General features: G+C 61.5%; 25 protein-coding genes. 17 read left to right on the forward strand and 8 right to left on the reverse strand.

Annotated features, from left to right (window positions below):
• Positions 1-62: 62 nt before the first annotated feature.
• A complete protein-coding gene (locus HY696_04135; protein MBI4237593.1) occupies positions 63-863 on the forward strand; it encodes an alpha/beta fold hydrolase in 801 nt (266 codons plus the stop codon).
• Positions 864-920: 57 nt separating this feature from the next.
• On the opposite strand, the gene HY696_04140 is transcribed toward HY696_04135, so the two are convergent.
• Complete coding sequence (locus HY696_04140) at positions 921-1,892, reverse strand: hypothetical protein (GenBank protein MBI4237594.1); 972 nt, start codon at positions 1,890-1,892, stop codon at positions 921-923.
• Between the two features lie 238 nt (positions 1,893-2,130).
• Here HY696_04140 and HY696_04145 point away from each other — a divergent pair, with 238 nt between their 5' ends.
• From HY696_04145 to HY696_04155, 3 genes are all read left to right on the forward strand, one after another.
• The gene (locus HY696_04145) at positions 2,131-3,843 is read left to right on the forward strand and encodes an NAD-dependent malic enzyme (protein ID MBI4237595.1); all 1,713 of its coding nucleotides are present in this window, start codon (positions 2,131-2,133) and stop codon (positions 3,841-3,843) included.
• Positions 3,844-4,004: 161 nt separating this feature from the next.
• A complete protein-coding gene (locus HY696_04150; protein MBI4237596.1) occupies positions 4,005-4,433 on the forward strand; it encodes a hypothetical protein in 429 nt (142 codons plus the stop codon).
• 17 nt (positions 4,434-4,450) lie between these two features.
• Positions 4,451-5,101, forward strand: a complete 651-nt coding sequence (locus HY696_04155; GenBank protein MBI4237597.1) for a hypothetical protein — start codon at positions 4,451-4,453, stop codon at positions 5,099-5,101.
• Between the two features lie 22 nt (positions 5,102-5,123).
• Here HY696_04155 and HY696_04160 read toward each other — a convergent pair whose 3' ends face one another.
• Positions 5,124-6,539 carry a DEAD/DEAH box helicase gene (locus tag HY696_04160; protein ID MBI4237598.1) on the reverse strand — a complete coding sequence of 472 codons (1,416 nt, stop codon included), beginning with the start codon at positions 6,537-6,539 and terminating at the stop codon, positions 5,124-5,126.
• Between the two features lie 237 nt (positions 6,540-6,776).
• A complete protein-coding gene (locus HY696_04165) occupies positions 6,777-8,780 on the reverse strand; it encodes a right-handed parallel beta-helix repeat-containing protein (GenBank protein ID MBI4237599.1) in 2,004 nt (667 codons plus the stop codon).
• Here HY696_04165 and HY696_04170 point away from each other — a divergent pair.
• From HY696_04170 to HY696_04225, 12 genes are all read left to right on the forward strand, one after another.
• Positions 8,779-9,015: a hypothetical protein gene (locus tag HY696_04170; GenBank protein ID MBI4237600.1), complete on the forward strand. Its 237-nt coding sequence runs from the start codon at positions 8,779-8,781 to the stop codon at positions 9,013-9,015. The two genes, HY696_04165 and HY696_04170, sit on opposite strands and share 2 nt — an antisense overlap.
• A gap of 202 nt (positions 9,016-9,217) precedes the next feature.
• The gene (locus HY696_04175; protein MBI4237601.1) at positions 9,218-12,031 is read left to right on the forward strand and encodes a hypothetical protein; all 2,814 of its coding nucleotides are present in this window, start codon (positions 9,218-9,220) and stop codon (positions 12,029-12,031) included.
• Positions 12,032-12,044: 13 nt separating this feature from the next.
• On the forward strand, positions 12,045-12,419 hold the full coding sequence (gene crcB, locus HY696_04180) for a fluoride efflux transporter CrcB (GenBank protein MBI4237602.1): 375 nt from the start codon (positions 12,045-12,047) through the stop codon (positions 12,417-12,419).
• A gap of 16 nt (positions 12,420-12,435) precedes the next feature.
• Positions 12,436-12,777 (forward strand): DUF190 domain-containing protein, encoded by a 342-nt coding sequence (locus tag HY696_04185; protein MBI4237603.1) that lies wholly within the window; start codon positions 12,436-12,438, stop codon positions 12,775-12,777.
• Entirely contained in the window at positions 12,737-13,063 is a 327-nt protein-coding gene (locus tag HY696_04190) for a GIY-YIG nuclease family protein (GenBank protein ID MBI4237604.1), read from the forward strand. Before HY696_04185 ends, HY696_04190 begins: the two co-directional genes overlap by 41 nt.
• Before the next feature lie 42 nt (positions 13,064-13,105).
• Positions 13,106-14,263: an ATP-binding protein gene (locus HY696_04195; protein ID MBI4237605.1), complete on the forward strand. Its 1,158-nt coding sequence runs from the start codon at positions 13,106-13,108 to the stop codon at positions 14,261-14,263.
• A 41-nt stretch (positions 14,264-14,304) separates the two neighbouring features.
• Positions 14,305-14,583, forward strand: a complete 279-nt coding sequence (locus HY696_04200; protein MBI4237606.1) for a hypothetical protein — start codon at positions 14,305-14,307, stop codon at positions 14,581-14,583.
• 56 nt (positions 14,584-14,639) lie between these two features.
• Positions 14,640-16,859 (forward strand): xanthine dehydrogenase family protein, encoded by a 2,220-nt coding sequence (locus HY696_04205; GenBank protein MBI4237607.1) that lies wholly within the window; start codon positions 14,640-14,642, stop codon positions 16,857-16,859.
• A complete protein-coding gene (locus tag HY696_04210) occupies positions 16,859-17,353 on the forward strand; it encodes a (2Fe-2S)-binding protein (protein ID MBI4237608.1) in 495 nt (164 codons plus the stop codon). Before HY696_04205 ends, HY696_04210 begins: the two co-directional genes overlap by 1 nt.
• On the forward strand, positions 17,350-18,279 hold the full coding sequence (locus tag HY696_04215) for a xanthine dehydrogenase family protein subunit M (GenBank protein ID MBI4237609.1): 930 nt from the start codon (positions 17,350-17,352) through the stop codon (positions 18,277-18,279). The genes HY696_04210 and HY696_04215 overlap by 4 nt, the downstream gene beginning before the upstream one ends.
• Before the next feature lie 8 nt (positions 18,280-18,287).
• Positions 18,288-19,151: a xanthine dehydrogenase accessory protein XdhC gene (xdhC, locus tag HY696_04220; protein MBI4237610.1), complete on the forward strand. Its 864-nt coding sequence runs from the start codon at positions 18,288-18,290 to the stop codon at positions 19,149-19,151.
• Positions 19,099-19,701 (forward strand): NTP transferase domain-containing protein, encoded by a 603-nt coding sequence (locus tag HY696_04225; protein MBI4237611.1) that lies wholly within the window; start codon positions 19,099-19,101, stop codon positions 19,699-19,701. Before xdhC ends, HY696_04225 begins: the two co-directional genes overlap by 53 nt.
• A 15-nt stretch (positions 19,702-19,716) precedes the next feature.
• Here HY696_04225 and HY696_04230 read toward each other — a convergent pair whose 3' ends face one another.
• Positions 19,717-20,163, reverse strand: a complete 447-nt coding sequence (locus HY696_04230) for a DMT family transporter (GenBank protein ID MBI4237612.1) — start codon at positions 20,161-20,163, stop codon at positions 19,717-19,719.
• Between the two features lie 171 nt (positions 20,164-20,334).
• Between HY696_04230 and HY696_04235 the strand changes: the two genes are divergently transcribed.
• Positions 20,335-22,161, forward strand: a complete 1,827-nt coding sequence (locus HY696_04235; GenBank protein ID MBI4237613.1) for a hypothetical protein — start codon at positions 20,335-20,337, stop codon at positions 22,159-22,161.
• Between the two features lie 79 nt (positions 22,162-22,240).
• Here HY696_04235 and HY696_04240 read toward each other — a convergent pair whose 3' ends face one another.
• From HY696_04240 to HY696_04255, 4 genes are read right to left on the reverse strand one after another with little or no spacing between them, the layout of a single operon-like run.
• Positions 22,241-22,585 carry a carboxymuconolactone decarboxylase family protein gene (locus HY696_04240; GenBank protein ID MBI4237614.1) on the reverse strand — a complete coding sequence of 115 codons (345 nt, stop codon included), beginning with the start codon at positions 22,583-22,585 and terminating at the stop codon, positions 22,241-22,243.
• Entirely contained in the window at positions 22,582-22,998 is a 417-nt protein-coding gene (locus HY696_04245) for a winged helix-turn-helix transcriptional regulator (protein MBI4237615.1), read from the reverse strand. Before HY696_04245 ends, HY696_04240 begins: the two co-directional genes overlap by 4 nt.
• On the reverse strand, positions 22,965-23,537 hold the full coding sequence (locus HY696_04250; GenBank protein MBI4237616.1) for a rhodanese-like domain-containing protein: 573 nt from the start codon (positions 23,535-23,537) through the stop codon (positions 22,965-22,967). Before HY696_04250 ends, HY696_04245 begins: the two co-directional genes overlap by 34 nt.
• A gap of 60 nt (positions 23,538-23,597) precedes the next feature.
• Positions 23,598-25,094 carry a GMC family oxidoreductase gene (locus HY696_04255; GenBank protein ID MBI4237617.1) on the reverse strand — a complete coding sequence of 499 codons (1,497 nt, stop codon included), beginning with the start codon at positions 25,092-25,094 and terminating at the stop codon, positions 23,598-23,600.
• Position 25,095: the final 1 nt, after the last annotated feature.

Genomic DNA, 25,095 nt, shown 5'->3' on the forward strand with positions numbered 1-25,095 from the left:
TCCACGCCAGCAACACCATATGGAGATTGCCCTCGCTCCGCATCAGGCGTTATAGACACTCCATGCCAACGCTCACGACACCACAAGACCTCACCCTCTACTACGAACAACGCGGACGCGGACCCGATTTGCTGTTGATCGGCGGATTGTCCGCGGATTGTTCGGTCTGGAGTTTCGTTGTCGACGCATTGGCGGAAAACTTCCGCGTCACCACGTTCGACAATCGCGGCGTCGGGCAGTCGGATGCGCCGGCGGGTCCGTACACGTTACAGATGATGGCCGACGATACCCTTGCGCTGCTCGATGCCCTCCAGATCCCACGCACGCGTGTGGTGGGTCATTCGATGGGCGGCGCGATCCTCCAGCTGCTCTGCCTGGAACATCCCGACCGCGTGGCACGTGCGGTGATTTGCGCGTCGGCCGCGCGCGTGCCGTTGCCGTCGCAGCAGCATGTCGAATCGGTGGCGCAATTGCGCGAGGCGGGGATCGCGCCGGAGCTTCTCGCGCTCGTGACGATGCCGTGGATCTTCGGCGAGGCGTTTTTGCAAGACGACGCGCGCGTCGTGCTGGCGCGCGCGGCCTTGCTCGGCAATCCCCGCCCGCAATCGATTGCCGCGTTCCGCGCGCAAGTGGCGGCGTGCATCGGCACGGATCTGCGCCGGCGCCTCGCTGCGATCCACACGCCGACGCTCATTCTCGCGGGGCGCGAAGACATCCTCACGCCGGTGCGTTGCAGCGAAGAGTTGCATCGCGGCATCCGCGAGGCCCAACTCACGATCCTCGACGACTGCGCGCATATGGTGCAGGTCGAGCAACCGGAACGCTTCGTCGCCCTCGTCACCGATTTTCTGCGCAACGCGTGACGTTATGAGAAGCAGCTGGGAGTAATATTGTGCGAATCTATATGTTCGAACGCCTCATCATTTTCCACACCGCCAGCGCCACAGCGAGTGCTCGGTGGCGGCGTAGAGTCGGGAGGTGGCGGTGAGGGTTTGGACGATGACGGGGTGCGAGGGGAATCCGCTCTGCAGCGGTTGCCAGGTCTCTTCATCGGCGTCGAGACGATACACGCCATCGCTGGCGCCTAAGAAGAGCTGGCCCTTCCAGACCGCGAGGGCCGTCGGAATTTCGGGGAAGCCGAAGCCGGCGGCGGGGTCGATCGGTTCGCAGCTCGAAGCGAAGTTCCAGCAGCGGTGCAAGGTGTCCGCGGTCGCGACATATTGGTAGTCACCGTAGGGTTGCAGCGCGCGGATGGCGGTGCCGTCCACGCTGGCGTTGACGTTCCATGCGACTTGGGCCCACGGGTCGAGCAGCCAGATGGCGCCGGCGGCGGTGCCGACGAAGAGGTCGTCGGATGATTCGTCGGCCGGCGCGAGTGCGGTGACTGTAGCCTCGAGCGGCGGCGAGATCGGGGCCCACAGATCGCTCGCGTCATCCCATTGCGCGACGCCTTCTGCGCTCCCGAGAAAACAGTGCCCGGCGCTGGTGAGTAGCGTCCGAGCGTTCGTGGGCGCGTCGGGCATCCCGGTCCAACTGAGGTCATTGTCGCTGCGCCGCAACAGCGCGTTCGGTCCGGCGCTGACTTGAATCAGCCAGAGGTGGTCGCCGTGCGGGACGAGTGTCGTGACAAACGGTTGGTTGCTCCACTGCGGCGGCAGAAGACCGTCGTTCTGTTTTTTCCATGCCTGCGCCGCCGGCTGCCATTGCGCCGCACCACCGAGCCCGCCGACCCACAGCGCCCCGTGCCACCGCGCAACCGTGCGCAGCAAAATCAGCGGCGGATTGGTTTTCAGTTTCGACCAATGGCCCGCGGCCACACACGCGGCAGGCCCGGCCAGCGCCGCCAACTGTCCGATGGTTTCTTGCACGACGGAACCGATGCATAGCGACATAGCGCCTCCCTCAGACGCGATTGTTATCCAAAATGAATGCCAAGAGAGCGCATCGCGAAAACGAACAGGCTTTGCGTCGGGGGCGGCGAAACCCGCTCAATCAGTGATCGAAATTCGATCGATCGGTGTTCGAATTTCAGACACTGTCATCACTGACGCTTTCATCAATCGACCCCCTCGCCGCACACGCACATTTGTACGTGCGCGGCGTTGGGCGGAGGAGTATGGGGCAGCGACTATGGCGACTCGGATCAAAATCGACGCGGTGACGGGAGAGCGATATTTAGCGGTGCGGCGCAAGGGATTGGGGCTAATCGAAGATCCGCTCGCGAACAAAGGGACGGCGTTCACGGCGGAGGAGCGCGATCTGCTGGGCCTACGCGGGCTGTTGCCGCCGGCGCAGTTTGGGATCAAGGAACAATTGGCGCGGACCTATGAACACTTTCGCACCAAGACCACGCCGCTGGGGAAGCATGTCTACTTGAACAGTCTGCACGATCGCAATGAAGTGCTCTTTTACCGACTGTTGCAGGAACACATCGAAGAGATGATGCCGATTATCTACACGCCGACGGTCGGCGAGGCGTGCCAACAATTTTCCCACATCTATCGTCGGCCGCGCGGACTCTTCGTGAGTTACGATCTGAAAGATCGCATTCCGGAACTATTGGCGAATGCGCGATTGCGCGCGCCGCGCGTGATCGTCGTGACGGACGGCGAACGGATTTTGGGGTTGGGCGATCAAGGCGCGGGGGGGATGGGGATCTCGATCGGGAAGTTGTGTCTCTACACGTTGTGCGGCGGGATTCCGCCGTATGACACGTTGCCGATCATGCTCGATGTCGGCACGGATAATCAGGCATTGCTCGACGATCCGCTCTATTTGGGACTGCGGCGTGCGCGGGTGCGGGGACCGAAGTACCAAGCCTTTGTGGATCGTTTCGTCGACGCCGTGCGCACCGCGTTTCCGCACACGTTGTTGCAGTGGGAGGATTTCCTGAAGGGGAATGCGATCACGCAGCTGCAACGCTTTCGCGATCGACTCTGCACATTCAACGACGACATCCAGGGCACGGCCGCCGTCGCACTGGCCGGGATTTTTTCCGCGTTGCGCGTCACGAAGCAGCCACTGACGGAACAGCGACTGGTCTTTGCGGGCGCGGGCGCCGCCGCGCAGGGGATCGGCGACTTGTTCGTGCTCGCGCTCCAACATGCCGGGCTCACGCGCGACGAAGCGCGGCGTCACGTCTGGACGGTCGACAGCAAAGGACTCGTCGTGGCCGATCGCCCCAACTTGGACGATTTCAAACGCGCGTTCGCCCGCGACGCAACGGAGGCTGCGGCATATCCGCGTCGCGACGGCGCGACGATTTCGCTGCACGAGGTGATCGCTCACGTTCAGCCCACAATTCTCCTCGGCACCTCCGGCACTGCGGGGATGTTTTCGGAAACGATCGTCCGCGCAATGGCCGCGCAGCAAACACGGCCGATTATTTTTCCCCTTTCTAACCCCACGTCGAAGGCCGAATGCACGGCGGCGGATGCGATCCGATGGTCAGACGGCCATGCGCTGGTGGCCACCGGCAGCCCGTTTGAACCGGTGTTGCATGGTGGAAAGCGGTATCGGATCGGGCAGGGGAACAATGCGTACATCTTTCCAGGCGTCGGCTTAGGCGTCACCACGGCCAAGATCCGGCGCGTGACCGACGGGATGTTCCTGGCCGCCGCGCGCGCGCTCGCGTCCGTGGTCACGCCGCGCGACTTGAACGAAGGCGCGCTGTTCCCCGCGCTCCCGCGCATCCGCGAGGCCTCCCTGGCGGTGGCCGTGGCGGTCGTGCGGCGCGCAGTCGAGGAGAGCCACGCCGCACCCAAGGTGCTGCACCGACTCGAATCCACCCTACAACAAGCCATGTGGACCCCGGCCTACCTCCCGCTCCGGTACGAGGCATAACTGCATCGCAGCGGGGACAGGTACCTTGCAATGCGCTATTTACGGGCATCGCAAGGTACCTGTCCCCACTGCGATGATTGGGACGCAACCTGCGCTATGCGACGTACCGATATTGAACACTGAGGGGATCGTCCGCACATCCATTGGGGAGGAAAGCCGCCATGACCACGATTCAACCGACGTTCTATAACCGACCGGCGGATAAGCAACGCATCGCCGACAAACTGAAGGGGAGTAGCCCGGTTGCGGCGGCGCCAGTCACGGAAGACAAAAAGTGTGCCCACACCAGCGCGATGACGCAAGTCGACGGCCAGCGCGTCGAAGTGCTCGAGACTTGGAATCCGGGAATCTGCGGACGGTCGCACTTCAATATCTTCACGCCGAGCGGAGAGCGGTTGGAGTTCGATGCCCAGGCCGACAACTTTCTCAGCGGCGGCGCGGTGACGTTCGCCGATATCGACGGCAACGGCGTCTCCGATATGGTCATCACGTATCGCACCACGGCCGGAGAAGTGACTGGCTATGAGGTCGCGTACAACATTACGTCCTACGCGCGGCCGCAACCGACGCGCGACGGCTGTGGGCAGTAATTGAACTCGGGGGTCACATGCAACGCACCGTGCCACAACTCGTAACGATCGGCGTCGGTTTCGGCTGTCTCTGTCTCGTCATCGGATGTGGGGGAGCCGGGGGAACCGGCACAAACAGCAACACAGCCCTCAGTGTCACGCAGGGGGGATATCCCGACGTCAGCGGCACGTATCAAGTCACCGATTCCAGTTGCGACTTCGCGGATGTCTCCGACGATTATGACGTCGACCAAGATGACAGCATCCTCTCGATTGGGCGCGTGTATGCGGCTGCCAGCGGTGTCTCCACAACGGACGAGTCGCCGGCCAACACGACTGCGCCCGTGATCCCAAGTATCGGAGCGCCGTCGTTGAAATTCGGGACACGCTCCAAATATGTGGCGACGATCAGCCAATCCGGCGCCATTACACTCATCGCGGATCAGGGGACGGAACAATTCACTTGCACGGCCAATGCCGCCCTGCCGCTCATCCCCTTTTCGTGTACGAGTCGCCAAACCATCTGCGCGTTCATCATCGAACAGACTGAGCCAGGTTCATCAAACGACGACGCAACCACAGAAGGGGCGTCGAACAGCGGCGAAACTGCCGAAGATTCGACGAGCACGGGCCCTGCAACCACATCCGGCGCTGCGGTCCCGGTGAATCAGACCCTGCTCGGCAAATAATCGACCACACCGTCTTCCCACCTTATCCCTTCGATGGGCCGGTGCGTCCTCCGGTGCGACGACGACCGAAGAAGCTGAAACGGCTGCGTGGCGCGGCCGGCGCGCCCTCTTTGCGGGGCATCCCTTCCCGCCGCGGTTGTCCGCTTGTGGGTTGCGGTGGGCGAGCGAAGCGCACCGGCGCCGGTCGCCCTCCGGATGCAATCGGCCGCGATGTGGCGGGGCGTCCCTCCGCACTACGGTGCGGTTGGAAATGGCTTCGCGTACCTCGGCCCTCAGACCGCAGCGCGGGTGACACGGTCGGCGCAGGCAGGTTGGGGATCTTGCGACTCGGCGCGAGTTGCGGCAACGGCGCCACGGGAAGTGCCTTGCGGATCAGGCGTTCAATGGCGCGAATTTCTTGCCGCTGCTCCGGGGTCACGAACGAGATCGCGCGCCCCGTTTTTCCGGCACGGCCAGTGCGACCAATCCGATGCACGTAATCTTCCGATTGTTGCGGCAAGTCGAAATTGATCACGACTTCGATGTCGCTCACGTCGATCCCGCGCGCGGCAATGTCGGTCGCGACGAGGATGCGATATTTGCCGGAACGGAACCCGCCCATCGCGTCGCGGCGTTGACTCTGCGAGCGATTGCCGTGGATCTCGGTCACATTATGTCCAAGCGTTTGCAACACGCGGGTGATCTTCTTCGCGCCGTGCTTGGTGCGCGAAAAGACCAACACCGTGCCGTGATACGTCTGGAGCAGACTTTCGAGCAGTTGCAGCTTGGACGCTTGTGGAATGATGAAGACCTCTTGCTCGATCTCGGCGATCGTCGACCCTGCCGGCGCGACTTCGATCCGCACCGGGAGCGACATGCAATTCGTCGCCAACTTCACGATCGGCTGCGGCATGGTGGCGGAAAAGAGCATCGTTTGCCGTTCGCTGGGGATCATCTTCATGATCCGATTCAGTTGCGGCGCGAAACCCATATCGAGCATCCGATCGGCTTCGTCCAACACCAGGATCTGGATGTCGTGCAGCGTGACGTGGCGCTGCTCCATGTGGTCGATCAGCCGTCCCGGCGTCGCCACCAGGATGCGCGGCCGTTGCCGCAGCGCTTGCAACTGCCGCGGCATCGATTCGCCGCCGATCAGGATCGCCGACCGCATCTGGTACGGACGCGCGAGCAGCTGCAGCACTTCATCGACTTGATGCGCCAATTCCCGCGTCGGGAGCAAGATCAGCGCGCGGCCAGTGCAGAGATCGAGCCGCTGAATCAGCGGAATGCCGAACGCCAGCGTCTTGCCGGTGCCGGTCTGGGCGATGCCCATCACGTCTTTGCCTTCCAGTCCGATCGGGATCGACTGCTGCTGGATGGGGGTGGGAGTCACGATGTGGCGCTGTTTCAGCACCTCTAGAATGCGTGACGCAATGCCGAGATGTTGGAAATCGGCCATAAGGGGAATACCTTTCTTCAGGCGCGGAAATCCGCGTCCTGATGATCCGTTCATGGAGGGTGGTGACGAATTGGCAGCGGAAAAATTCCGAAACGCAAAAGACACTTCTCACATGGGAGACAGCCCAAACGCTGTCGCAATTTGCGCGCCTTGTAGCAGGTCCTGGGAGGATTGCAAGGGAAAGCTGGCGTGCTCAGTTGAGCGAGTAGGGGATGGGTGACAGTGAACGTTCGGCCGTTATGGTGACCACTGGGCCCCAAGCGTGACAGTAGCGCCATCTGACAACACGATCTGGGCAGCCGGAGAAAACGGGTTGAGGCGGAAGGCTTGGAGATCGACAAAGAGCGGATCGGCAACAATTGAATGCTGGTTGTATCCCGTGGTCTGCTGATAGGCCGCAAATTGGTCGAGGCGGAACTCCTGCGTATCGCTGAAACGCAAGCGCACGTCGGAACGTCCATAATGGAGATTGTAATCGAAGACCGTCCACTGTGGCGTATCGTTCCAACGTTCCAGATAGCGGACCACGGTGTCGTTGCCAAACTCCGGCATCGTCGCAAAAATGTTATAACGAACGTCAAGGCCTTGGATCACACTCGGCACCCCGGCGTAGCCGTGCGTCAAGAGGTGACTGACGGAATTATTGACAAACGTATTGTGTTGAATCGTGATGTCCTGCGGCGATCCGCCACCGAGATGTTGCGGTCCTTCTTGTAAGATCAGACCCGCGGCTTTGCTGTTGGAATCGCTCTGCGGATAGCCATTAAAATGAATCAAGTTGTCGCGCACCGTCACGTGCGCCACATGTCCGGCCAGATCGATGCCCGACTGCGTCGATCCGGCGGACGCGTAGCCGTTATGGTGAATATTGTTGCCGGCAATCAGCGTGGTCCCGGTATCCGGCGTACTGGCACTATACAGCCAAATACCCATCGTCCGATTCGCGGCGATCGTGTTGTGTTGGATCGACACCGCGCCACGATTCTCCGCTTCGATCAATATACCGTTCCCTGTGTAGCCTTCGATTTCGTTGTTCGCGATCTCCACGGTCGAGTTGATCGCACAATGTTCTACGCCTGGGTCCTTTGCAGACGCTGCGAAGGCGACCCCGTACGCTTGGTTCATGCAGTTTTCCAACGCGCTGCCCTGCTGCAACGCACTACATTGCGCCGTTTGGACGCCGGCGCGAATCGTGTTGCGCTGAATGACTGTGTTCCCCACGTCCCCACAGGTATTGACACTAATGCCGCTGCCGGATGGATCGATGATCGCTGAATCTTCGATCAGTACCGACTGATTCCATTTCAGGGCGATGGCGTGATACTGATACTGCGGGTGATACCCGAGCGTGTGAATATACGCGTGTCGAATCACCGTCGACGTCGGCTGCGCATGGTAGTGTGAATAGAGCCATCCTTGTCCTAACTTCGCGTTCCCACCACGAAGAAACTGCGTGATCCCATTCTTGGCTGCGTTCAAAATGGTGACCTGCTCGATTTCCGTGCTCGGTCCGTAATCGATAATCGCAGCCGGCATGTCCGGCGTGGTCCCGTTGAACGTCACGTGCTCCACGCGCGTATGCGGGGCGTGGAGGACCAACAGCGAGAGATGCTGTAACGTAAAATGGAGCACGCGATAGTATGCCTTCGACTCAATGTGAAAGGCGTACACTTTATAGGGCGGCAACTGGTCAGGATTCGAGCCCAGCGGGTCGTGCACGAACTGCGCCGGATCATCCGGACAATCGCCACGAATCGTGATGGGCCGCTCCGCCGTCCCGTTGGGCGCAGTGGCCGGAATTTTCAACTGCGGCGCGAACCAATGATATGTACCGCACACATACAGCGTGTCGCCCGCGTGGACATTCCCATCGTCGTCGCCCCATTGAATGGCGGCAAATCCTCGCCAAGCCGTTTGATACGAACGTCCGTCGGCCCCGATTTGTGGAGTCGCCTCGGCCACTGGGGGCCGAACATAATATACCGTTCCGGTCTCCACCGCGGCGACGGCGGGCAACGGGTCCTCCGACGTCTCCTCGTTCGCGGAGGGTGTCCCCGGCGGTGCTGGAATGATGGAATCGGCAGGCGCTGTGTCGGATGCGTCGGCCGTTACCTGATTGGTCACAACCGCCTCCCCCGCCTCGACCGGTGCGCCTACCGAAACGAGCGCCTCTTCGGCCGGACTGGCCGGCGGCTGACTGGGTGTGACCACTGCGGGTTGGGGAACGAGTGGTGATGGCATGGCGACGTCCGGAACGTTAGGAATCAGCATCGGCGGGGCAACCGACGGGGCTTCTATCACAACGGACGGACTCGATTGCGAAGTCGCCGGCGTGGCCACAGGAGTTTCACCGTGGCAGGACGCGAGCCACAGACCGCAACAGATGAGCCAACAATACACACCAGGGTATCGCCGCAGCATGACCTCGAATATGAGCAAGATGAATGCCACAACAACGGAGCGTAGCACGTCATAACTACACGGAAGCGTGAAGGACTGAATCAACTGCTGCAGATTCAACTCCCAAATCGAGAAACGGCCTCTGGACCGTCAATAAATGAACTGTCACCGCGTTCCTGATCCCGTTTCATGGCATAGCGGAGGAAATCTATTTGCCACGTGACGAAACGACGTGTAACACACGCCGGACGCCACACTAATCAACCGAAGGAGGTCGTATGCGTTCTACTCGCCAACAGTTTGCGATATTCATCGCCACTCTTGCACTGACACTTGGCGGCGCCGGGTGTGAACAGGATGCCAGCGTGACGGTTGATGTCGTACCGGAGGATACTCCGGAAGTCGTCGATTCGGCATCGCCCGAGACAGCGCCGACCGCAGAGAGCGCCGCAGAGGACTTTATCGTAGCGAAGCAGTCCGCAGACGGCAAGGCCGCGCTGGGCAATCTGGCCGAAGTCACGGTCTCAGGCGGCAATGCAGAAGACATCACGATCACCAACACGCCGCCGCCGGAAACAACCGAACAGACGATCCTCACCGCATACGACTTGAAACCGGATGGACTCCAATTTTCCCAGCCAGTCCCGCTGCGGGTCGACATTCAAGACCTCGATATCAGCGAAGCCGCCCGCGCCGACCTCCGGATCGGTGTGGTGTCGAATGGCCAATTGGCCGTGAAGGCAACGACCTATTCCGCCGACGGCCAGTACCTCGAGGCGTTGCTCGATCACTTCAGCACCGCGATTATTTTCCAAACCACGGCGTCAGTCCCCGTGCCGACGCTGGTCTCCGCGGTCACAACGACTCCGGTCGCGCCGGAGCCGCCAGCCACGCCCCCAACGGACCTGCCGCCAACACCCCCTCCTCCGCCGGAACCGCCGACACCGCCAACGCCTGACGACCCCGAAGTCGTCCCAACACTCCCTGCGCCCCCGACCACCACGGCCCTCCCCGCGGGCTTCGTACCGGCACTGCTCACCGGCAAGATCGAAACCCATCTGTATCTCCCCAACCAGATCCATGTGCTGATGCGCAATTGGTTCAAGACCGGTCCCAGCAATATCCTGAACAACAAGCCGATCATGAACGGGCGTTTTTTCGCCCGCTTCTGCAAAGACGCGCTCTGTAAGGAGCCGATCGGGCTGCTGCCGGTGCAGATCAGTAAAGAAGACAAGTACAGCGACAAGGTCACGAAGCTCCCGCTCGATACGGTCTATCTCGGCTCCGATCACTTGCTGCCGTTCGAAGTCGCAGGCGCGCCGAACGGCAAGTCGTTCGTCCAGTTCATCCTCGATTCCGAATATAGTTGGGCGGCCAAGCTCGGCAGTTGCTCCAATATTCAAGACTGCCCCGGCAACGCCGACGTGTTGCAAAGCACGGGTCCCGTGCTCATGAATAACAGCGGCCTTGGCACGCCGAACCCGCCTCCCACGACGCTGCCGGTCGAGGCCAGCAGCGACGGGACCACGACCGTGGCACTCGGCGAAATCGACGTCGGCAGCATTTACTTCAACACCGACCAAATCGCCGGCACCCCGAAACCGGAGAACGGCAAGTTATGGGTCGCCCTCTCCAGCGACGGAGCCAAGAGCGGCAGTAACTATCGCAACACGATCAAGTTCCTCGATCTGAAGGACTACAAAGGGATCACGACCACGACGGTGAAATATAAAGGGCAGAATTTTCCCGGCCATATCTGCGGCCTGATTCCCGGCAACAACGCCATCTACGCGATCGGCACCGGGTTGAAGGGCGCCTACGTCTTCCTCTTCTCGCCCACGACCAACAAACAAGTACACGAGTTTGCGGCGTTCATCCCGCACCCCTCGTACACGGTGGCCAAGCCAAATGCGTCGCTGGCCACGACGGCCTATCCGTGGCCGTGCCGCGGGGTGTATGTCGAAAAAGGCAACACGAAGTACCTCCATTTAATCGACTTCATAGGGGCGGGGAGTCCGCCGAGCTCGCAAGATGCACTGCTCTACAGCGTGAACGTAACGGGTCTGGCCAATCTGACCGCCAACAACTCGATCGAGGGAACGAAGTTGACGCTGAAAGACAAGCGGGCCTGGCGCGCGATCGACGTGAACAGCGCGAAAGACGCGCTCTACGTGGCCGAGATGAGTTGGTCGCAAGACAACACGACGAAAAAAAATCTCATTTATCGCCTCCCACTCACCGACGCCGGCGCGTTGCAGAACGCCAGCCCCAATTTGGCGCAAGTGCTCGTGGCCACGACACCATACACTGCCGACGAGACCTGCGGTGGGCAAAAGAATTATCCGTCCGGACTCAAAGTCGTGAATTACAAAGGCAACGAATGGATCCTGATGGGGCACGACCACGGGATCGCCGGATATCGGATGGAGAAGGGAAAGACACAGCTCAGCGCCTTGGATAATCGCGATCTACAAACGTTCGGGCAATTGTTCATGGACATGGTCCCGTCATTGGATGGGAAGCGTCTCTATGCCCTCCCGATGTGCAAAACCACGGACGCAAACAGCAACTTCGAACTCCCCTACGAAGCCGTGATGGAGAACGCGGATAAGAATTTGGTCGCCATCTTCGACCTGGAGGGCGCGACTGCGCCGATGGGTGGCCTCCAAATGCCACAGATCGCCACCACGACGATCAATATCAACGGCGATCAGCAATTGGATCACGGCATCGATCAAGACTATTACCATTTGAAGCAGTGGATCCGCGCTACCGCTGTCTCGCTGCCGATTCCCCCGGTGGTGTTCACCGGCCCGCAAATGACCGTGGGCGAATCGAGCCTCTTCATTCGTGGCTCCGGACGGCAGGCCGGCAGCGACTTGGAACTGAGCAGTTCCGGCATGGGACAAGTCCAAGACGTCGGCGCGTTCGACCTCGCGACCGGCCGCGGCTTCATGTTCGGCACTTACAATCCGTTCTTCGGCGGACTCAGTTCCGAAGCGGGCAAGGGCGGCGGCATCTGGGGACTCGACTTCAGCGGCCCGGGCAAAGAGGCATCGGTCGGCGCAATCCTCTACGTGCCACCGTTATGATGCGAGACGCGCGATGCGGAAATTGCTTCTCTTAGCCGGCGCCGGGGCGATTGGCACGCTCGCACGCTATGGGCTGAGCGGCTGGGTCCATCAGTGGCTCGGCGTCGGATTTCCGTACGGCACGTTGGTCGTGAATACCGCTGGATGTTTTACGATCGGCCTACTCGGCACATTGGCAGAACAACGCGTCTGGTTCAGCAGCGAACTGCGCGCCGTGCTCTTCCTCGGATTTCTGGGAGCGTTCACGACTTTTTCGAGCTTCTCCTATGAGACATGGCAACTCGTGCGAGATGGTCAATATGGCTTGGCCGGCGGCAATGTCATCGGCACGATGATCGCCGGGTTCGGCGCATTGCTGCTCGGCGTGATCGCGGCACGCGCCCTTTAAAGGAAAGCGGTGAGGCATGAAAATTCCCGAGGCCGGCAAATTGTTGCGCATCTTTATCGGCGAATCCGACAAACATCACGGGCAACCGTTGTACGAAGCGATCTTGCACCTCGCGCGTCGCGAAGGTCTCGCCGGCTGCACGGTCGTGAAAGGCTGCGAGGGATTCGGCGCCGCCAGCCGCATTCACACCAGCAAGATCCTCCGCCTCTCCGAAGATTTGCCGGTCATCATCGAGATCGTCGACGCAGCCGACAAGATCGAGCGCTTTCTCCCTCACCTCGACACGATGGTCGAGGAAGGATTAGTGACAGTCGAAAATGTCCACGTCATCCTCTACCGACACACCCAAGCGACGTAAGCGGCGTTGCTACTACGTCTACCTCGTCGAAGCCACCGACGGACGTCTGTATGTGGGCTACACGACCGATTTAGCGCGCCGCATGACCGCGCACCGCAGCGGCCGCGGCTCGAAATTCCTGCGCGGCTTCGGCTTCGGCCGCTTGCGCTATCACGAAACGCACCGCACCAAATCCCGCGCCCTCCGCCGCGAGGCCGCGATCAAGCGGCTGCCGCGGGTCGAAAAACTCGCGCTGTGCCGGTGTGGTCACAACAACGGCCACAGCACGGGCACGACCGCATTGTAAATGGCACTTTACATTTGGCGCACCAAATGTAAAACAGCCGTTATGTCTGCCGACCGACGCAGTTTAGCAGCAGTCATCGAGCGAGACCTGCAGAAAAAGTTCGTCTTCTTGTCGGGACCACGCCAAGTCGGAAAGACGACGCTGGCCCGCCAGATCATCGCCGCCATGGGAGGCCAATACCTCCTCTATGATGACGACGATGACCGCGTGTCCATTTTGAAAAAAAACTACGTTGGCGCCGGCGTCGTCGGCCTGGACGAGTTCCATAAATTTCCCCGCTGGAAACACCACCTCAAAGGAGTCTTTGATAAGCATCACGCCCACCTCAAGCTGCTCCTCACCGGCAGCGCGCGACTCGACGTTTTCCAGAAATCTGGCGACAGCCTGTTTGGCCGATATTACTTACACCACCTGCACCCCTTCACCTGTGGAGAGCTGCAACACGGCACTATTCCCCCGCTCCCCCATGATCCGCTGGAACCACATGCGGCGCTCGACACACTCCCGTCGCTTCTCCGGTTCGGCGGTTTTCCAGAACCGTACGTCGGTCAATCCGACACGGAACATCGACGCTGGTCCAATGCCAGACGACAACTCCTCGTCCGCGAAGAACTGCGGGAACTCACGCACATCCATCTCCTCAACCTCGTCGAACATCTGATGCTCCTGTTGCCGGAGCGCATCGGTTCGCCCTTTAGTCAACGTGCGTTGGCGGAAGATATCCGCGTCAGCCCACCCACCATTGCCCAATGGATGGAGATCTTTGAACGCCTCTTTGTCGTGTTTACCGCCACGCCCTACGCCAAACGGATTGCCCGTTCGATTCAGCGACAACCGAAATATTATTTTTACGACTGGTCGCAGCTTCCCGACGACGGCGCGCGATTCGAAAATTGCGTCGCAAGTCATCTCTGGAAGGCCGTGCAACTCTGGACCGACGTAGGCCTAGCCACCCTCGGGCTGCACACGATCCGTGACCGCGATCGACGCGAGGTCGATTTTCTCGTGACGCGGGATCGACAACCGTGGTTTCTCGTAGAGACGAAATTGGCCGAGACCCAAATCGCCGAGCCACTCCGGCATTTTTCCGCCCGACTCCGGATCCCGGGCATCCAACTGGTGCTCAAAGAAAACGTTGCGAAACGAGAAGGCAACGTAGCGGTCCTCAGCGCCAATCGGTGGCTCGGCCATTTGCCGTAAGCACGCGCGGCGGCGTGGCGCATTGATCCGGAACTCTGGAAATGACCATGCATCATTGCCTGACACGTTTAGTGGAACTCGACGGCATCAGCCGCATCGCCTTCCGCGCATGCAATGGCGTCCATCACGAAGGCTATCCGCTCGACGCAGACGGGACATGCCTCGTCTGGGGCGAAGGCGGCCCGCTGGCCCCGGAGGAACCGCTGCGGATTCCGTACGCGGCGATCGATCTCGACTCTTTCTCGGGATGGGATACGACGGAACGGCGTTGGCGCGCGCTGCACTGGGATGCGAAACGTGGCGCGTGGTCTCTTCAGTAGGAACCACCGCCCTTTTGCGTTGCTCCGGGGGCGCGACTCTTCTATGGTCCGGCCCCATGCAACGGCGGTTTGTAGGGCAGTCGGTCCGACGGGTGGAGGCGGAGGCCAAGGTCACCGGGGCGGCCCAATATATCGATGATCTGACGTTTCCCGAGATGCTGTTTGGCGTCACGGTGCGCAGTGCGGTGGCGCGGGGAACGATTCGTGCCATTGAATTCGCCGACGGCATTCCGTGGGCGGAATTGACCATCGTGACCGCGAAGCAAATTCCCGGCAAGAATCGCGTCGCGCTGATAGCGGACGATCAACCGATGTTGGCCGACGGCAGCGTCAATCATGCCGAAGAACCGGTCGTGTTGCTCGCGCATCACGACCGCGCGCTGCTGGAAGCGGCACGACGTGCGGTGCACATCACGATCGATCCACTGCCCGCGATGTTCGATCTCGACACCGCAGATGCGCAGCAAACCATCGTCTGGGGCACGGACAATATTCTGAAATCGTACCGGATGGACGCCGGCGACATCGACGCTGCGTGGGCGACGGCCGCACACGTCATCGAAGGCGAATACCGGACCGGCGCGCAAGAGCATATGTACATCGAACCGCAAGGAGTGATCGCCATTGCGGATCCGAACAGCGGTGTCACGGTGTGGGGTTCGTTGCAGTGTCCGTATTACGTCCACGCGGCGTTGCTGCCATTGTTCGGACTCCCGGCCGATAAAGTGCGCGTCGTACAAACGGAGACCGGCGGCGGATTCGGGGGTAAGGAAGAATATCCCTCGCTGTTGGCCGGACATGCGGCGCTGCTGGCTTGGCACGCGGGGAAGCCGGTGAAAATGATGTACGATCGCCGCGAAGACATGGCCGCGACCACGAAGCGGCATCCGTCGCGCACGAGAATCAAGACCGGATTCGATCGCGGCGGAAAACTCGTCGCACTCGACATCGACTTCGTACTCGACGGCGGCGCGTATACAACACTCTCGCCGGTCGTGCTGTCACGCGGGACGTTGCATGCCACCGGCCCATATCGCTGTCCGAATGTCCGCATTCGATCGCGCGCCGTCGCGACGAATTCCGTGCCGTATGGCGCGTTTCGCGGCTTCGGGGCCCCGCAGAGCCTGTTTGCGATCGAGCGGCATATGGACCGCGCCGCGCACCAATTGCGCATGGCTCCGGAGGAACTGCGTCGTCGCAACTTGCTGCGCGACGGCGACACACTGGCCTGCGGCCAAACGGTCCGCGACGGCGTGGACTTGGGCGCGTTACTCGACCGCGCGCTGCAGCTCAGCCATTATCACGAACGCCGCGCCCAATATCGTACCGCGAACGCCACGGAGCCGCTGCAGCGCGGACTCGGGATTGCGGCCGTGATGCACGGCGCCGGATTCACCGGCTCCGGCGAACAATATCTAGCGTCGAAAGTTGCGGTCGAAACCACTGCGGAGGGCAGACTGCGCGTCCTCGCGGCCTCCACCGAAATGGGCCAAGGGAAAAATACGGTCTTCACCCAAATCGCCGCGGACGCGGCCGGGCTGGAACTGTGCGACATCGACGTCGTCACGCCCGACACGCAGGTTGTCCCGAACAGCGGACCGACTGTGGCCTCCCGCACCACGATGATCGTTGGCGACCTCGTCGCGCGCGGCTGCACCGGCATTTGTGATGTCTTACGCCAAAGCGATTTGCTGCCGACACCGCACACGCCCGCGGACTTCCGCCGTGCCTGCGCCGCGTATCACGCGCGACACGGCGCGCTGCGGCTCACCACGCAATACGAACCACCCCCCGGTGTCATCTGGGACGACGCGACGTATCGCGGCCAGGCGTACGCCACATACGCCTGGGCCGTGTATATCGCCGAAGTGAGCGTCGACCCGATCAGTTATGAAGTCCGTGTGACCGACTTTACCGCGGTGCAGGAGATCGGCCGCGTCGTCAATCCGACGCTGGCTGCCGGACAGATTGAAGGCGGCGTGGTCCAGGCGATCGGCTACGCACTGTACGAACAAGTTCAGCTGCGTGAGGGCCGGATGGTGAACGATCAATTCGCGAATTACATCATTCCGACCGCACTCGACGTGCCGCCGATTCGTGTCCATTTTGAAGAAGTACCGTACGCGCACGGCCAAAGTGGCGCGAAGGGGATCGGCGAACTCCCGATGGATGCGGTCGCGCCGGCCATTTTGAACGCCGTCGAAGATGCCACCGGCGTCTCGTTCACGTCCATTCCGTTGTTGCCCGAGGAGGTTTTGTGCCGGCTGACGGCGTGATCACAACAGTGCCGATCACTTGCACCATTAACGGGACACCGCAGACGCTCCGCGTCTCGCCAATGCGACGCCTGCTCGACATGTTGCGCGAAGACGCGCATTTGACCGGCACGAAAGAAGGCTGTGGCGAAGGTGAATGCGGGGCCTGCGCCATACTCCTGAATGGCGAGCTCGTGAATAGTTGTCTGGTGCCGGCGCTGCAAGCGGATGGGGCGACGATCGTCACTGTAGAAGGGATCGCCGCCCAACGCCTCGCCGATGGACGCGCGGCCGACGTCGTGCAAGCGGCGCTGGCCACCTGCGGCGGGACGCAATGCGGGATCTGCACGCCGGGATTTGTCGTCGCCATCACGGCACTGCTCCAAACCAATTCGCGCCCGACCACGGCAGAAATCCGCACTGCACTCGGCGGCAATCTCTGTCGCTGCACCGGCTATATGAAAATCGTCGCGGCGGTCGCACAGTGCGTGCACGCCGCAGAGGGAACGGCATGAGCGGCGCATCCGCCACACCGACGCTCATTGCTCCATCGTCGCTGGAGGCGGCTCTGCAGCTGATGGCAGTGGAACCGGGCCAATGGCGTCCGTTCGCGGGCGGTACGGATCTGATGGTCGCGATGAATGCGCCCTGCGGCGCGACGCGGGGCATCCTTTCCCCTCTCCCTTTGGGGAGAGGGCTGGGTGAGGGGGAGGGCACAAGAGGTTTCATCAACCTCCTCCGCTATCCCGAACTCCACGGCATCACGGTCGCCGACGACACCATCGAACTCGGCGCCTGCACGACCTACACCCAAATCCGCGGCCACGCATTGCTGCAACGTGAATTTGCGATGCTCTGCGCCGCCGCGAGCCTGACCGGCGGCGTCGCGATCCAAAACCGCGGCACGCTCGGCGGCAATATCGCGAACGCCTCACCGGCCGCCGACTCGCTGCCCGTGTTGCTCGCGTACGACGCCGCGATCGCCTTGCAATCGATGCGCGGCATTCGCTGGGTCCCGTATGACACGGTGCACACCGGCTATAAGCAAACAATTCTCGCGCCGGATGAACTCATTACACGGATCCGACTGCCGCGACCGCGCGCGCCGCGCGTCGAATTTTTCCGCAAGGTCGGCACACGCGAGGCGCAATCGATCACGAAAGTGAGTCTTGCCGCGTGTGCCACACGCCACGCGCAACACCTCACGGATGTCCGACTCGGGATGGGGAGCGTCGGCCCGATGCCGCTCCGTTGTCGCCGCACCGAGGCCGTGCTCCAATCCGAAATCGTCACTGCAACAACAATCGCCGCCGCACAGCGCGCTTTACTGGAAGACATCGCGCCGATCGACGATCTGCGTTCGACGGCCGCGTATCGGCGCCGCGTCGCGCAGAATTTGTTAGCGGAATTTTTGCAGCAAGCCATGACGCCGCGCGGATAGTCACTTTTATGTGGAACTGGATCGATAGCGTCGCAGCCAGCAGCACTTCGGGAGACCCGGCGGTACTCGTCACGATCGTCCGCTGCAGGGGCTCCGCGCCGTGCGCGCCCGGCGCGCGTTTGCTGTTGCACTCCGATGACCGTTTCGACGGCACCGTCGGCGGCGGCCACCTTGAAGCGCATGTGTTGGCCGACGCGCGTGACTGTCGCACCGCCGGCACGCCACGTTATGTGGAATACTTGCTCTGTCCCAAGACCGGCCAATGCTGTGGCGGCGCAGTCGATGCGTTCTTTGAAGTGCTGCACGGCGGACCACAACTCTATCTGTTCGGCGCCGGCCATGTCGGCCAAGCCCTCTGCCGCACGTTGGTCGACACCCCGTTCAGCATCCACGTGATCGACGACCGCGTCGAATGGATCGACGCTCCGGGGCTACCCACCGCCGTCACGCGGCATCGCGCCGGTTGGGAGGCGTTCGTCACGACGGCGCGCTGGTCCGAACACGGCACGTACATCGCGATCATGACCCATAGTCACGACCTGGATGCCGAGATCCTCGCGGCCGTGTGCGAACGCGCGGCAACGTTCATCGGGTTGATTGGGAGTCGTCACAAATGGTTCGAACTGCAACTCCGCTTGCAACGACGCGGCCTCACGGCCGACCAATTGGCGCGCGTCCATTGCCCGATCGGCGCACCGACCGGCAAGGCCCCGCAGGAAGTGGCCGTCAGCATCGGCGCGGAACTCCTCCGACAACATTATGCAACACGCACACACACCGCATCCCATCATTCTACTCTGCGGCGGGAAATCCACGCGGATGGGACAGCCGAAGGGATTAATGCCGTACCACGGCCGGCCGTGGCTGAGTGAACAGCTCGAGCGGATCGAGGCCCTCGGCAGCAGCGACTGTTACGTCGTCCTCGGCTTCGAGCGCACGGCCTATCTCCCGCTGCTCGAGACCCGCTTTCGCGCTACCGCGTGCATTCATAGTCGACTCCGCACGCAGCTGCACGTCGTCCACAATCCAATGCCCGAACACGGCCCATTTTCGTCGCTGTGCGCCGCGATCCCCCGACTGCCGGCAGCCACGACAGCGGCCTTCGTGCTGCCACTCGATGTCCCCGCCGCGCAGCATGCGACGTGGTTCGCCCTCGCCACCGCACTCACTGACGACGTCTCCGCGGTCATCCCCACGCACAACGGCCACGGCGGCCATCCAGTCTTACTGCGACGCTCGTTCTTAGAACAACTCGCAACTATTCCCCGCGACGCCGCCCACGCCCGACTCGATCACCAATTGCACGCGCTCCCCTCGCGCGCGCTCGTCCGCCTCGCTGTTAGCGACGCACAAGTCGCATGCGACCTGAACACCCCCGCCGATCTGCAGCAATATTCCCAGGCAATGGATCGATCATCATGAGGACGACATTGATAATCACCGCTTCCAACCGGCCAGCAGCACGCCGGCCCAGGCGATCAGTGCGCCGGCGACGCGGGTGAGACTGACGGGTATTTTTTCCACCGTAAGGTCCCAGACCAAACTCACGACGATCTGCGCAGCCACGAATCCGAGGAACACCCGCAACGCCCCGATTTTTTCGATCGCAAGTGGCAGGCCCACAACAATCACGAAACCACATAGACCCGGAACGAAGTACCACCACACCGGTGTGCGATCGCCGAAGCGCTCGCGCAATAGTTCCGGCAATAGCTGCGGCAGATAGCGACTCAGCCCATAAAAAATCCCGGCGACACAAAACAGCACGACGGTATTCAACAACGTCACCGCCGCGATTCCCCACCCACTCGTGATCTGCCGATTCACGACCCCTTGCATGACCGACGCAACGCCGAGCGCCATCGACACCAGGACCCAGACCATAGTTACCTCCGCTTCGTCATTGCCGGGTTGGACCATACCACATTCTGAGTGTCGATCTACCACATCGTCCCGCTAACCACTTGATTTGTCGTTCGCCAATGCGGTCCCGGAATTGCAAGCTCATCTGGAACCTTCAACGGCGTAGGGAATAGGGCAACCAAAGGGGGAGCTATGAAGCAAGGAGAACGTATCCGACGATTAGTCGCGCTCGTCGGCATCTGTACGATGGCCGCATGCGGCGGCTCAAGTGGCAGTAGTTCGACCGACGATTCCGGCGGATCGACAACCGGGAGCAGCAGCGGCGGCGGGACCACGACCGGAACGCCTGACACCACGACATCCACGACGGTGCCGGGCGACTTGGTCGTCAGCTCGCCAACTGCCGGCGCCAGCGCCAGTGGGAACTTGGCCCGCGTGACAAAGTCATTGAAAGTCGACGCCACGACGCCGTCCGGCGCCCCGACCACGGAATTTCAAGAAAAACGCGAGGCCTTACAGGAACTGCTCGCCGCGGAAGGCGAATGCAGCATCCCGCTGCGCACCGAGATGCCGTCATCGCCCTCGTGCTACGGCCCGACGCTCCTTTTTTGTAACCACGCCGACGCCGACTCGACCGATGCCGATTGCGATATGCCGGAGAACGGCAACAACTTCGGCGAAAACGCCCCCGACGACGGTAACCTGCCGGTCGGCGATCTAGGCTTATGGGGTGAAACTGAAACCAGCACCGGCGAGGCCTGCGCCGCCGCGCAAATGAATTACTTGATCGACAAGGTCGCGGTGCGCATCGACAACATCGTCAACATCTTCGGCGCGATGGCCTGCGCCGGGAAAAAAGCCGGCGTTGAACTCCCCGCTGTCGGCGCGTCGGTCGATCTCTCGTCCGCGATCGCAGCAAACTTAAGCGTTACCGGACTCACGATCAGCGCGGCCAGCATCGCCCGCTTGGAAGACGACGCCAGCGGCAATGCGGTCTATCAATCGACCATTACCATTTCCGTTTCCGGACCCAGCGGCAGCACCGAAACCGGTACGTTGATTCTCAAACATATCCCGACGGCCGCGGACAACAGCACCTATAAGGGCAAGCTCTCGATGGTGATCAGCTCGTCCCAGAGTGACGGCGGGAATTGCGCCCAATCCGGTCTCACGGGCGTGGCACGCGCCGGGGTTATTTTGTACGAGAAGACGTCGGAAGAATCATTGACGTACAAACTCGATTTCGCGGATTTCTGCGGTGCCGACACCCAGCCGTTGGATGAGGACAACAACATCGATCCATCTGACAAGCTCGTCATGGCGGGAAATGACCAACCACAGGGCGACAATCAACAACAGCAACCGCCGCAAGATCAACAGCAACAACAACCGCCACAGGATCAGCAGCAACAACCGCCGCCGCAAGGCTCACTCGCCAAAGTCGATGAGGCACCAGCGGAAAATCCGGACGGATGGGGCGGCAACTGGAATCATGGCGTGTTCAGCTTGAATCCCACCAGCGGGACCGGAACCGTCGCCTTCGCATGGCAGGCCGGTCCGCAAGATTCTTATACCCGCGTGCTGAACGCGACGGTCTCCGGCAACGAAGACGGCTCGGCCGGCGGCACCGCGTATTTCGGATACGGGCCTGACGTGGCCTCGACCACGGAGTCGGTCGGATCGATCTCCGGCTTCTTCTGTAACTGGGCCGGACCGAACAATCGCAATGGGATGAGCGGTCCCAGCGCGCTGGCCCAACGCCAGGTGTTGCAACGCGCAGTCGGCGCCGATCTGTTCACGTCCGACAGCAGCCAGTTGGCGATCGCGTATGCGCCGACGAACAGCTGCAACATGGCCGCCGATGACAACATGACCTTCTATGCAGTGGGGGCCCAAGATTCATCCACTGCGATCGAGATGACGAACAACGTGACGACGAACAATTCAGCCGTCACACATGAATTGATCGACTTGAGCGACGTCAGCTTCACACTACCGACGCCACCGGCCGATCTGTAAACGGTTCGATCAACTGAGGGATCACATCGGGGGCCTTTCGGGCCCCCGATGTTTTTTTGAACAGCAATCGTTGAGGTGGCTATGCGGTCTTTTGCCACTCGGCGAGCGCCGTCAGCGCCTCGGCGGCGTACATCAGCGAGGGGCCGCCGCCCATATATACGGCCATCCCGAGCGCCTCGACGATCTCTTCCCGCTTCGCGCCCAATTGCGCCAGCGTCTTGGTATGAAATCCGATACAGCCGTCGCAATGTGCTGCCACCGCGAGCGCCAACGCAATCAGCTCCTTCGTTTTCTTGTCGAGCGCCCCGTCTTGCGTCGCGGCCTTGGCCAAGGCGGAGAAGCCCTCCATCACCGCCGGGACTTCTTGGCGTAACGCGGCCATTTGCCGACTGATCCCCTGCGTGATCTCCTGATACGATTTCATATAACTCCAACTCCTTTCATGGCCCTCCGACGACGTGCGCCGCGGGACCGCTGCATGGCGACATTTCGCACGATGCGTAGTTTGCGTTCTTGTAACGTTACAAATGTCCGACACACGTTGCGACAGAGGTGATCAACAAGCGCACCTCCGGTCCCATACAGCGTTTGCACGCCGACCTTGCGGGCCCGCACCAACCCCGCCAGCGCCAGAATATGCAGATGCTTAGAGACATTCGGCTGTTTGGCTTGCAACGCCGCCGTGATCGCATTCACCGAGCACTCTCCTTGATGCAAGATGCACATGATCCGCAACCGCAGCGGATCGCCCAACGCCTTCAACATCGCCGCCAACGGCTGCAACGCCGTTTCGGACAATTCGGTCAGCAACATGAAGACCTCGGCGCGCTGCAGCACGAGCTTCCTTCATCGCCCTGGCAGCCGGGGCGCACCCGATTCCACGGCATCCGGGACAGCACATGCGCCAGCCCGCAATAGCCTGTGGCCCCGGCCACCAGCAGACCAACGCCGATCGCGCCGCCCAGCCACGCAAAACCCGCATGGACCCACTGCGCCAGTCCGGTACTCAATACTAACAGGCTGCCGATCGTCAGAAAGACTTGCCGTTGCAGTGGCAACACGCGCCGCTGCCGCACCGTCGTGCCACTCGCGCGACGGAACGCCTCGATGCCGCCGGCCAACGAAACGACGCGTTGAAAACCGAGCGCGCGCAACTGCTCGGCAGCCGCGGCACTCCGCACGCCTTGCTGACAGACGACGCAGATCGCCGCGTCCGGCCGCAGCTCACGCGTCCACACCGCGAGTTGATCGAGCGGACACGAACGCGCCGCCGGGATCGATTCATAGAGAAATTCATCCGGACTCCGCACGTCGATCAGGATCGGCGGCGCGGACCGGAGCTGCTGGAGCAGTTCGGCTGCAGTAATGACTGGCATGTGACACCTCCAGCCCGCCGATACATCACTATATAGGAATATGTCAATACGAGGACACATTCACAGACTGCGCGCCACGTGTTTGGCGAAGGCCATAATGGTGACTTGCGGATTCACGCCGAGCGGGCCGGCGATGGCCGAACCGTCGGCGACGGAGACATTGTCCACACCGTGCAGTCGCCCTGTCGCACTGATCGCCCCGCGGGCCGGATCGGCGGCGAAGCGGCAGGTCCCGAGGGGGTGGAAAGCCATCCCGAGCACGCTGTCTTTGCGAAGCTCGTCGCGGCGGAAACCAGCATCGAATGAGGCCCAGGAGGCAAAGACATTCGGCGGATTCAACACCGGCAAAATGACATGCTCCGCGCCGACGGCAAAATAGGCCTCGGCGATCAGTCGCATCCCGTGAAAAAAGTTGTCCAGATCGCGCGGCGTCAAATCGTACCAAATGAGCGGCGGACTCTGCGGCGCCGGCACCAGCCGCCCATGCTGACTATCGGCGATGCAAAACCCGAACGCGACCATGCGATCGTAACACCGCATCCAACGTATCAGATCGTCGCCCAAGAACGGAAGGCTCAAACACGACATCGACGGTGGCAGAAACACGCCTTCGAAACAACAATCGGGGAGCGCCGGGTCGTGATACCCAAACGCCTGCGGCACCCCTTCCCAAGCACGTTGCACCGTCGGCATCACCGCAAATATTTTCACTGCGGGATGAATCGACAGATGTCGCCCCAATGCCGCGAGCCGCCGACCGTGCGTATGCCGCAGCAGAAAGCTCGGCGTATCGAGCGCCCCTAACGCGCAGACAAAATGCTGCGCTTCAATGACGACCCGCCCCCCGGCCGCCGTGCGACACACTAACGATCGCGCCGCATTGCCATGGAAGCGCAAATGCCGCGCCTCGGTTTCCAAATACACGCGCAATCCGTGATCCCGCGCCTTGCGCAAATAATTCAATTGCACCGCTTGTTTCGCATCGCGCGGACAAATCGAGACACAGCGCCCGCTCCCGACGCATTCCACTTCACAGCGCGGCAGCGGCGCGCCGCCGGTCCGACCGAGACGCCGCAAACCCTCCGCAAACAGGCGATTCGATGCGCCCATGGATGCTTCGGGACAGGGACGAATCGAAAGTTCGTCCGCAATCTCCGCCTCGGCAGCGCGCCACGAGTCGCGCGGAAAATCGACGCCGAGTTCACTGGCCCAACGCGCGAGAATCGGTTCCGGCGTAGCAAGACACGTCCCGGAATTGATCACACTCGTCCCGCCGAACGCCCGCCCGGTCGGGATCGGGATTTGGGCCGGCCAGATCGTGGCCGCGACGCCGGCATCGCGGTAGTATCGCAACACGACATCTTCGGGCGCCAGCGGCGGCTGCGACTGCGGCATCCCGCCGATCTCTACTATGAGTACGTCGCGACCGCGCGCCGTGAGCGCCTCCGCCACGACAGCGCCGCCCGGCCCTGATCCGATCACGCAGACGTCGCACCGCTCTCGGCGCGTGCCGAGCAATCCACTTCCGAAGACGATGGGGGGAGAATTCACGGACATG

The organism is Deltaproteobacteria bacterium (assembly GCA_016210045.1).
In the GTDB taxonomy this organism is placed as follows: Bacteria; UBA10199; UBA10199.

Bases quoted from the DNA above. Each gene is read 5' to 3' on its own strand.
- HY696_04135 (MBI4237593.1), top strand. From the start codon at position 63: ATGCCAACGCTCACGACACCACAAGACCTCACCCTCTACTACGAACAA.
- HY696_04140 (MBI4237594.1), bottom strand. From the start codon at position 1,892: ATGTCGCTATGCATCGGTTCCGTCGTGCAAGAAACCATCGGACAGTTG.
- HY696_04145 (MBI4237595.1), top strand. From the start codon at position 2,131: ATGGCGACTCGGATCAAAATCGACGCGGTGACGGGAGAGCGATATTTA.
- HY696_04150 (MBI4237596.1), top strand. From the start codon at position 4,005: ATGACCACGATTCAACCGACGTTCTATAACCGACCGGCGGATAAGCAA.
- HY696_04155 (MBI4237597.1), top strand. From the start codon at position 4,451: ATGCAACGCACCGTGCCACAACTCGTAACGATCGGCGTCGGTTTCGGC.
- HY696_04160 (MBI4237598.1), bottom strand. From the start codon at position 6,539: ATGGCCGATTTCCAACATCTCGGCATTGCGTCACGCATTCTAGAGGTG.
- HY696_04170 (MBI4237600.1), top strand. From the start codon at position 8,779: ATGGCGACGTCCGGAACGTTAGGAATCAGCATCGGCGGGGCAACCGAC.
- HY696_04165 (MBI4237599.1), bottom strand. From the start codon at position 8,780: ATGCCATCACCACTCGTTCCCCAACCCGCAGTGGTCACACCCAGTCAG.
- HY696_04175 (MBI4237601.1), top strand. From the start codon at position 9,218: ATGCGTTCTACTCGCCAACAGTTTGCGATATTCATCGCCACTCTTGCA.
- crcB (MBI4237602.1), top strand. From the start codon at position 12,045: ATGCGGAAATTGCTTCTCTTAGCCGGCGCCGGGGCGATTGGCACGCTC.
- HY696_04185 (MBI4237603.1), top strand. From the start codon at position 12,436: ATGAAAATTCCCGAGGCCGGCAAATTGTTGCGCATCTTTATCGGCGAA.
- HY696_04190 (MBI4237604.1), top strand. From the start codon at position 12,737: ATGTCCACGTCATCCTCTACCGACACACCCAAGCGACGTAAGCGGCGT.
- HY696_04195 (MBI4237605.1), top strand. From the start codon at position 13,106: ATGTCTGCCGACCGACGCAGTTTAGCAGCAGTCATCGAGCGAGACCTG.
- HY696_04200 (MBI4237606.1), top strand. From the start codon at position 14,305: ATGACCATGCATCATTGCCTGACACGTTTAGTGGAACTCGACGGCATC.
- HY696_04205 (MBI4237607.1), top strand. From the start codon at position 14,640: ATGCAACGGCGGTTTGTAGGGCAGTCGGTCCGACGGGTGGAGGCGGAG.
- HY696_04215 (MBI4237609.1), top strand. From the start codon at position 17,350: ATGAGCGGCGCATCCGCCACACCGACGCTCATTGCTCCATCGTCGCTG.
- xdhC (MBI4237610.1), top strand. From the start codon at position 18,288: ATGTGGAACTGGATCGATAGCGTCGCAGCCAGCAGCACTTCGGGAGAC.
- HY696_04225 (MBI4237611.1), top strand. From the start codon at position 19,099: ATGGGACAGCCGAAGGGATTAATGCCGTACCACGGCCGGCCGTGGCTG.
- HY696_04230 (MBI4237612.1), bottom strand. From the start codon at position 20,163: ATGGTCTGGGTCCTGGTGTCGATGGCGCTCGGCGTTGCGTCGGTCATG.
- HY696_04235 (MBI4237613.1), top strand. From the start codon at position 20,335: ATGAAGCAAGGAGAACGTATCCGACGATTAGTCGCGCTCGTCGGCATC.
- HY696_04240 (MBI4237614.1), bottom strand. From the start codon at position 22,585: ATGAAATCGTATCAGGAGATCACGCAGGGGATCAGTCGGCAAATGGCC.
- HY696_04250 (MBI4237616.1), bottom strand. From the start codon at position 23,537: ATGCCAGTCATTACTGCAGCCGAACTGCTCCAGCAGCTCCGGTCCGCG.
- HY696_04255 (MBI4237617.1), bottom strand. From the start codon at position 25,094: ATGTCCGTGAATTCTCCCCCCATCGTCTTCGGAAGTGGATTGCTCGGC.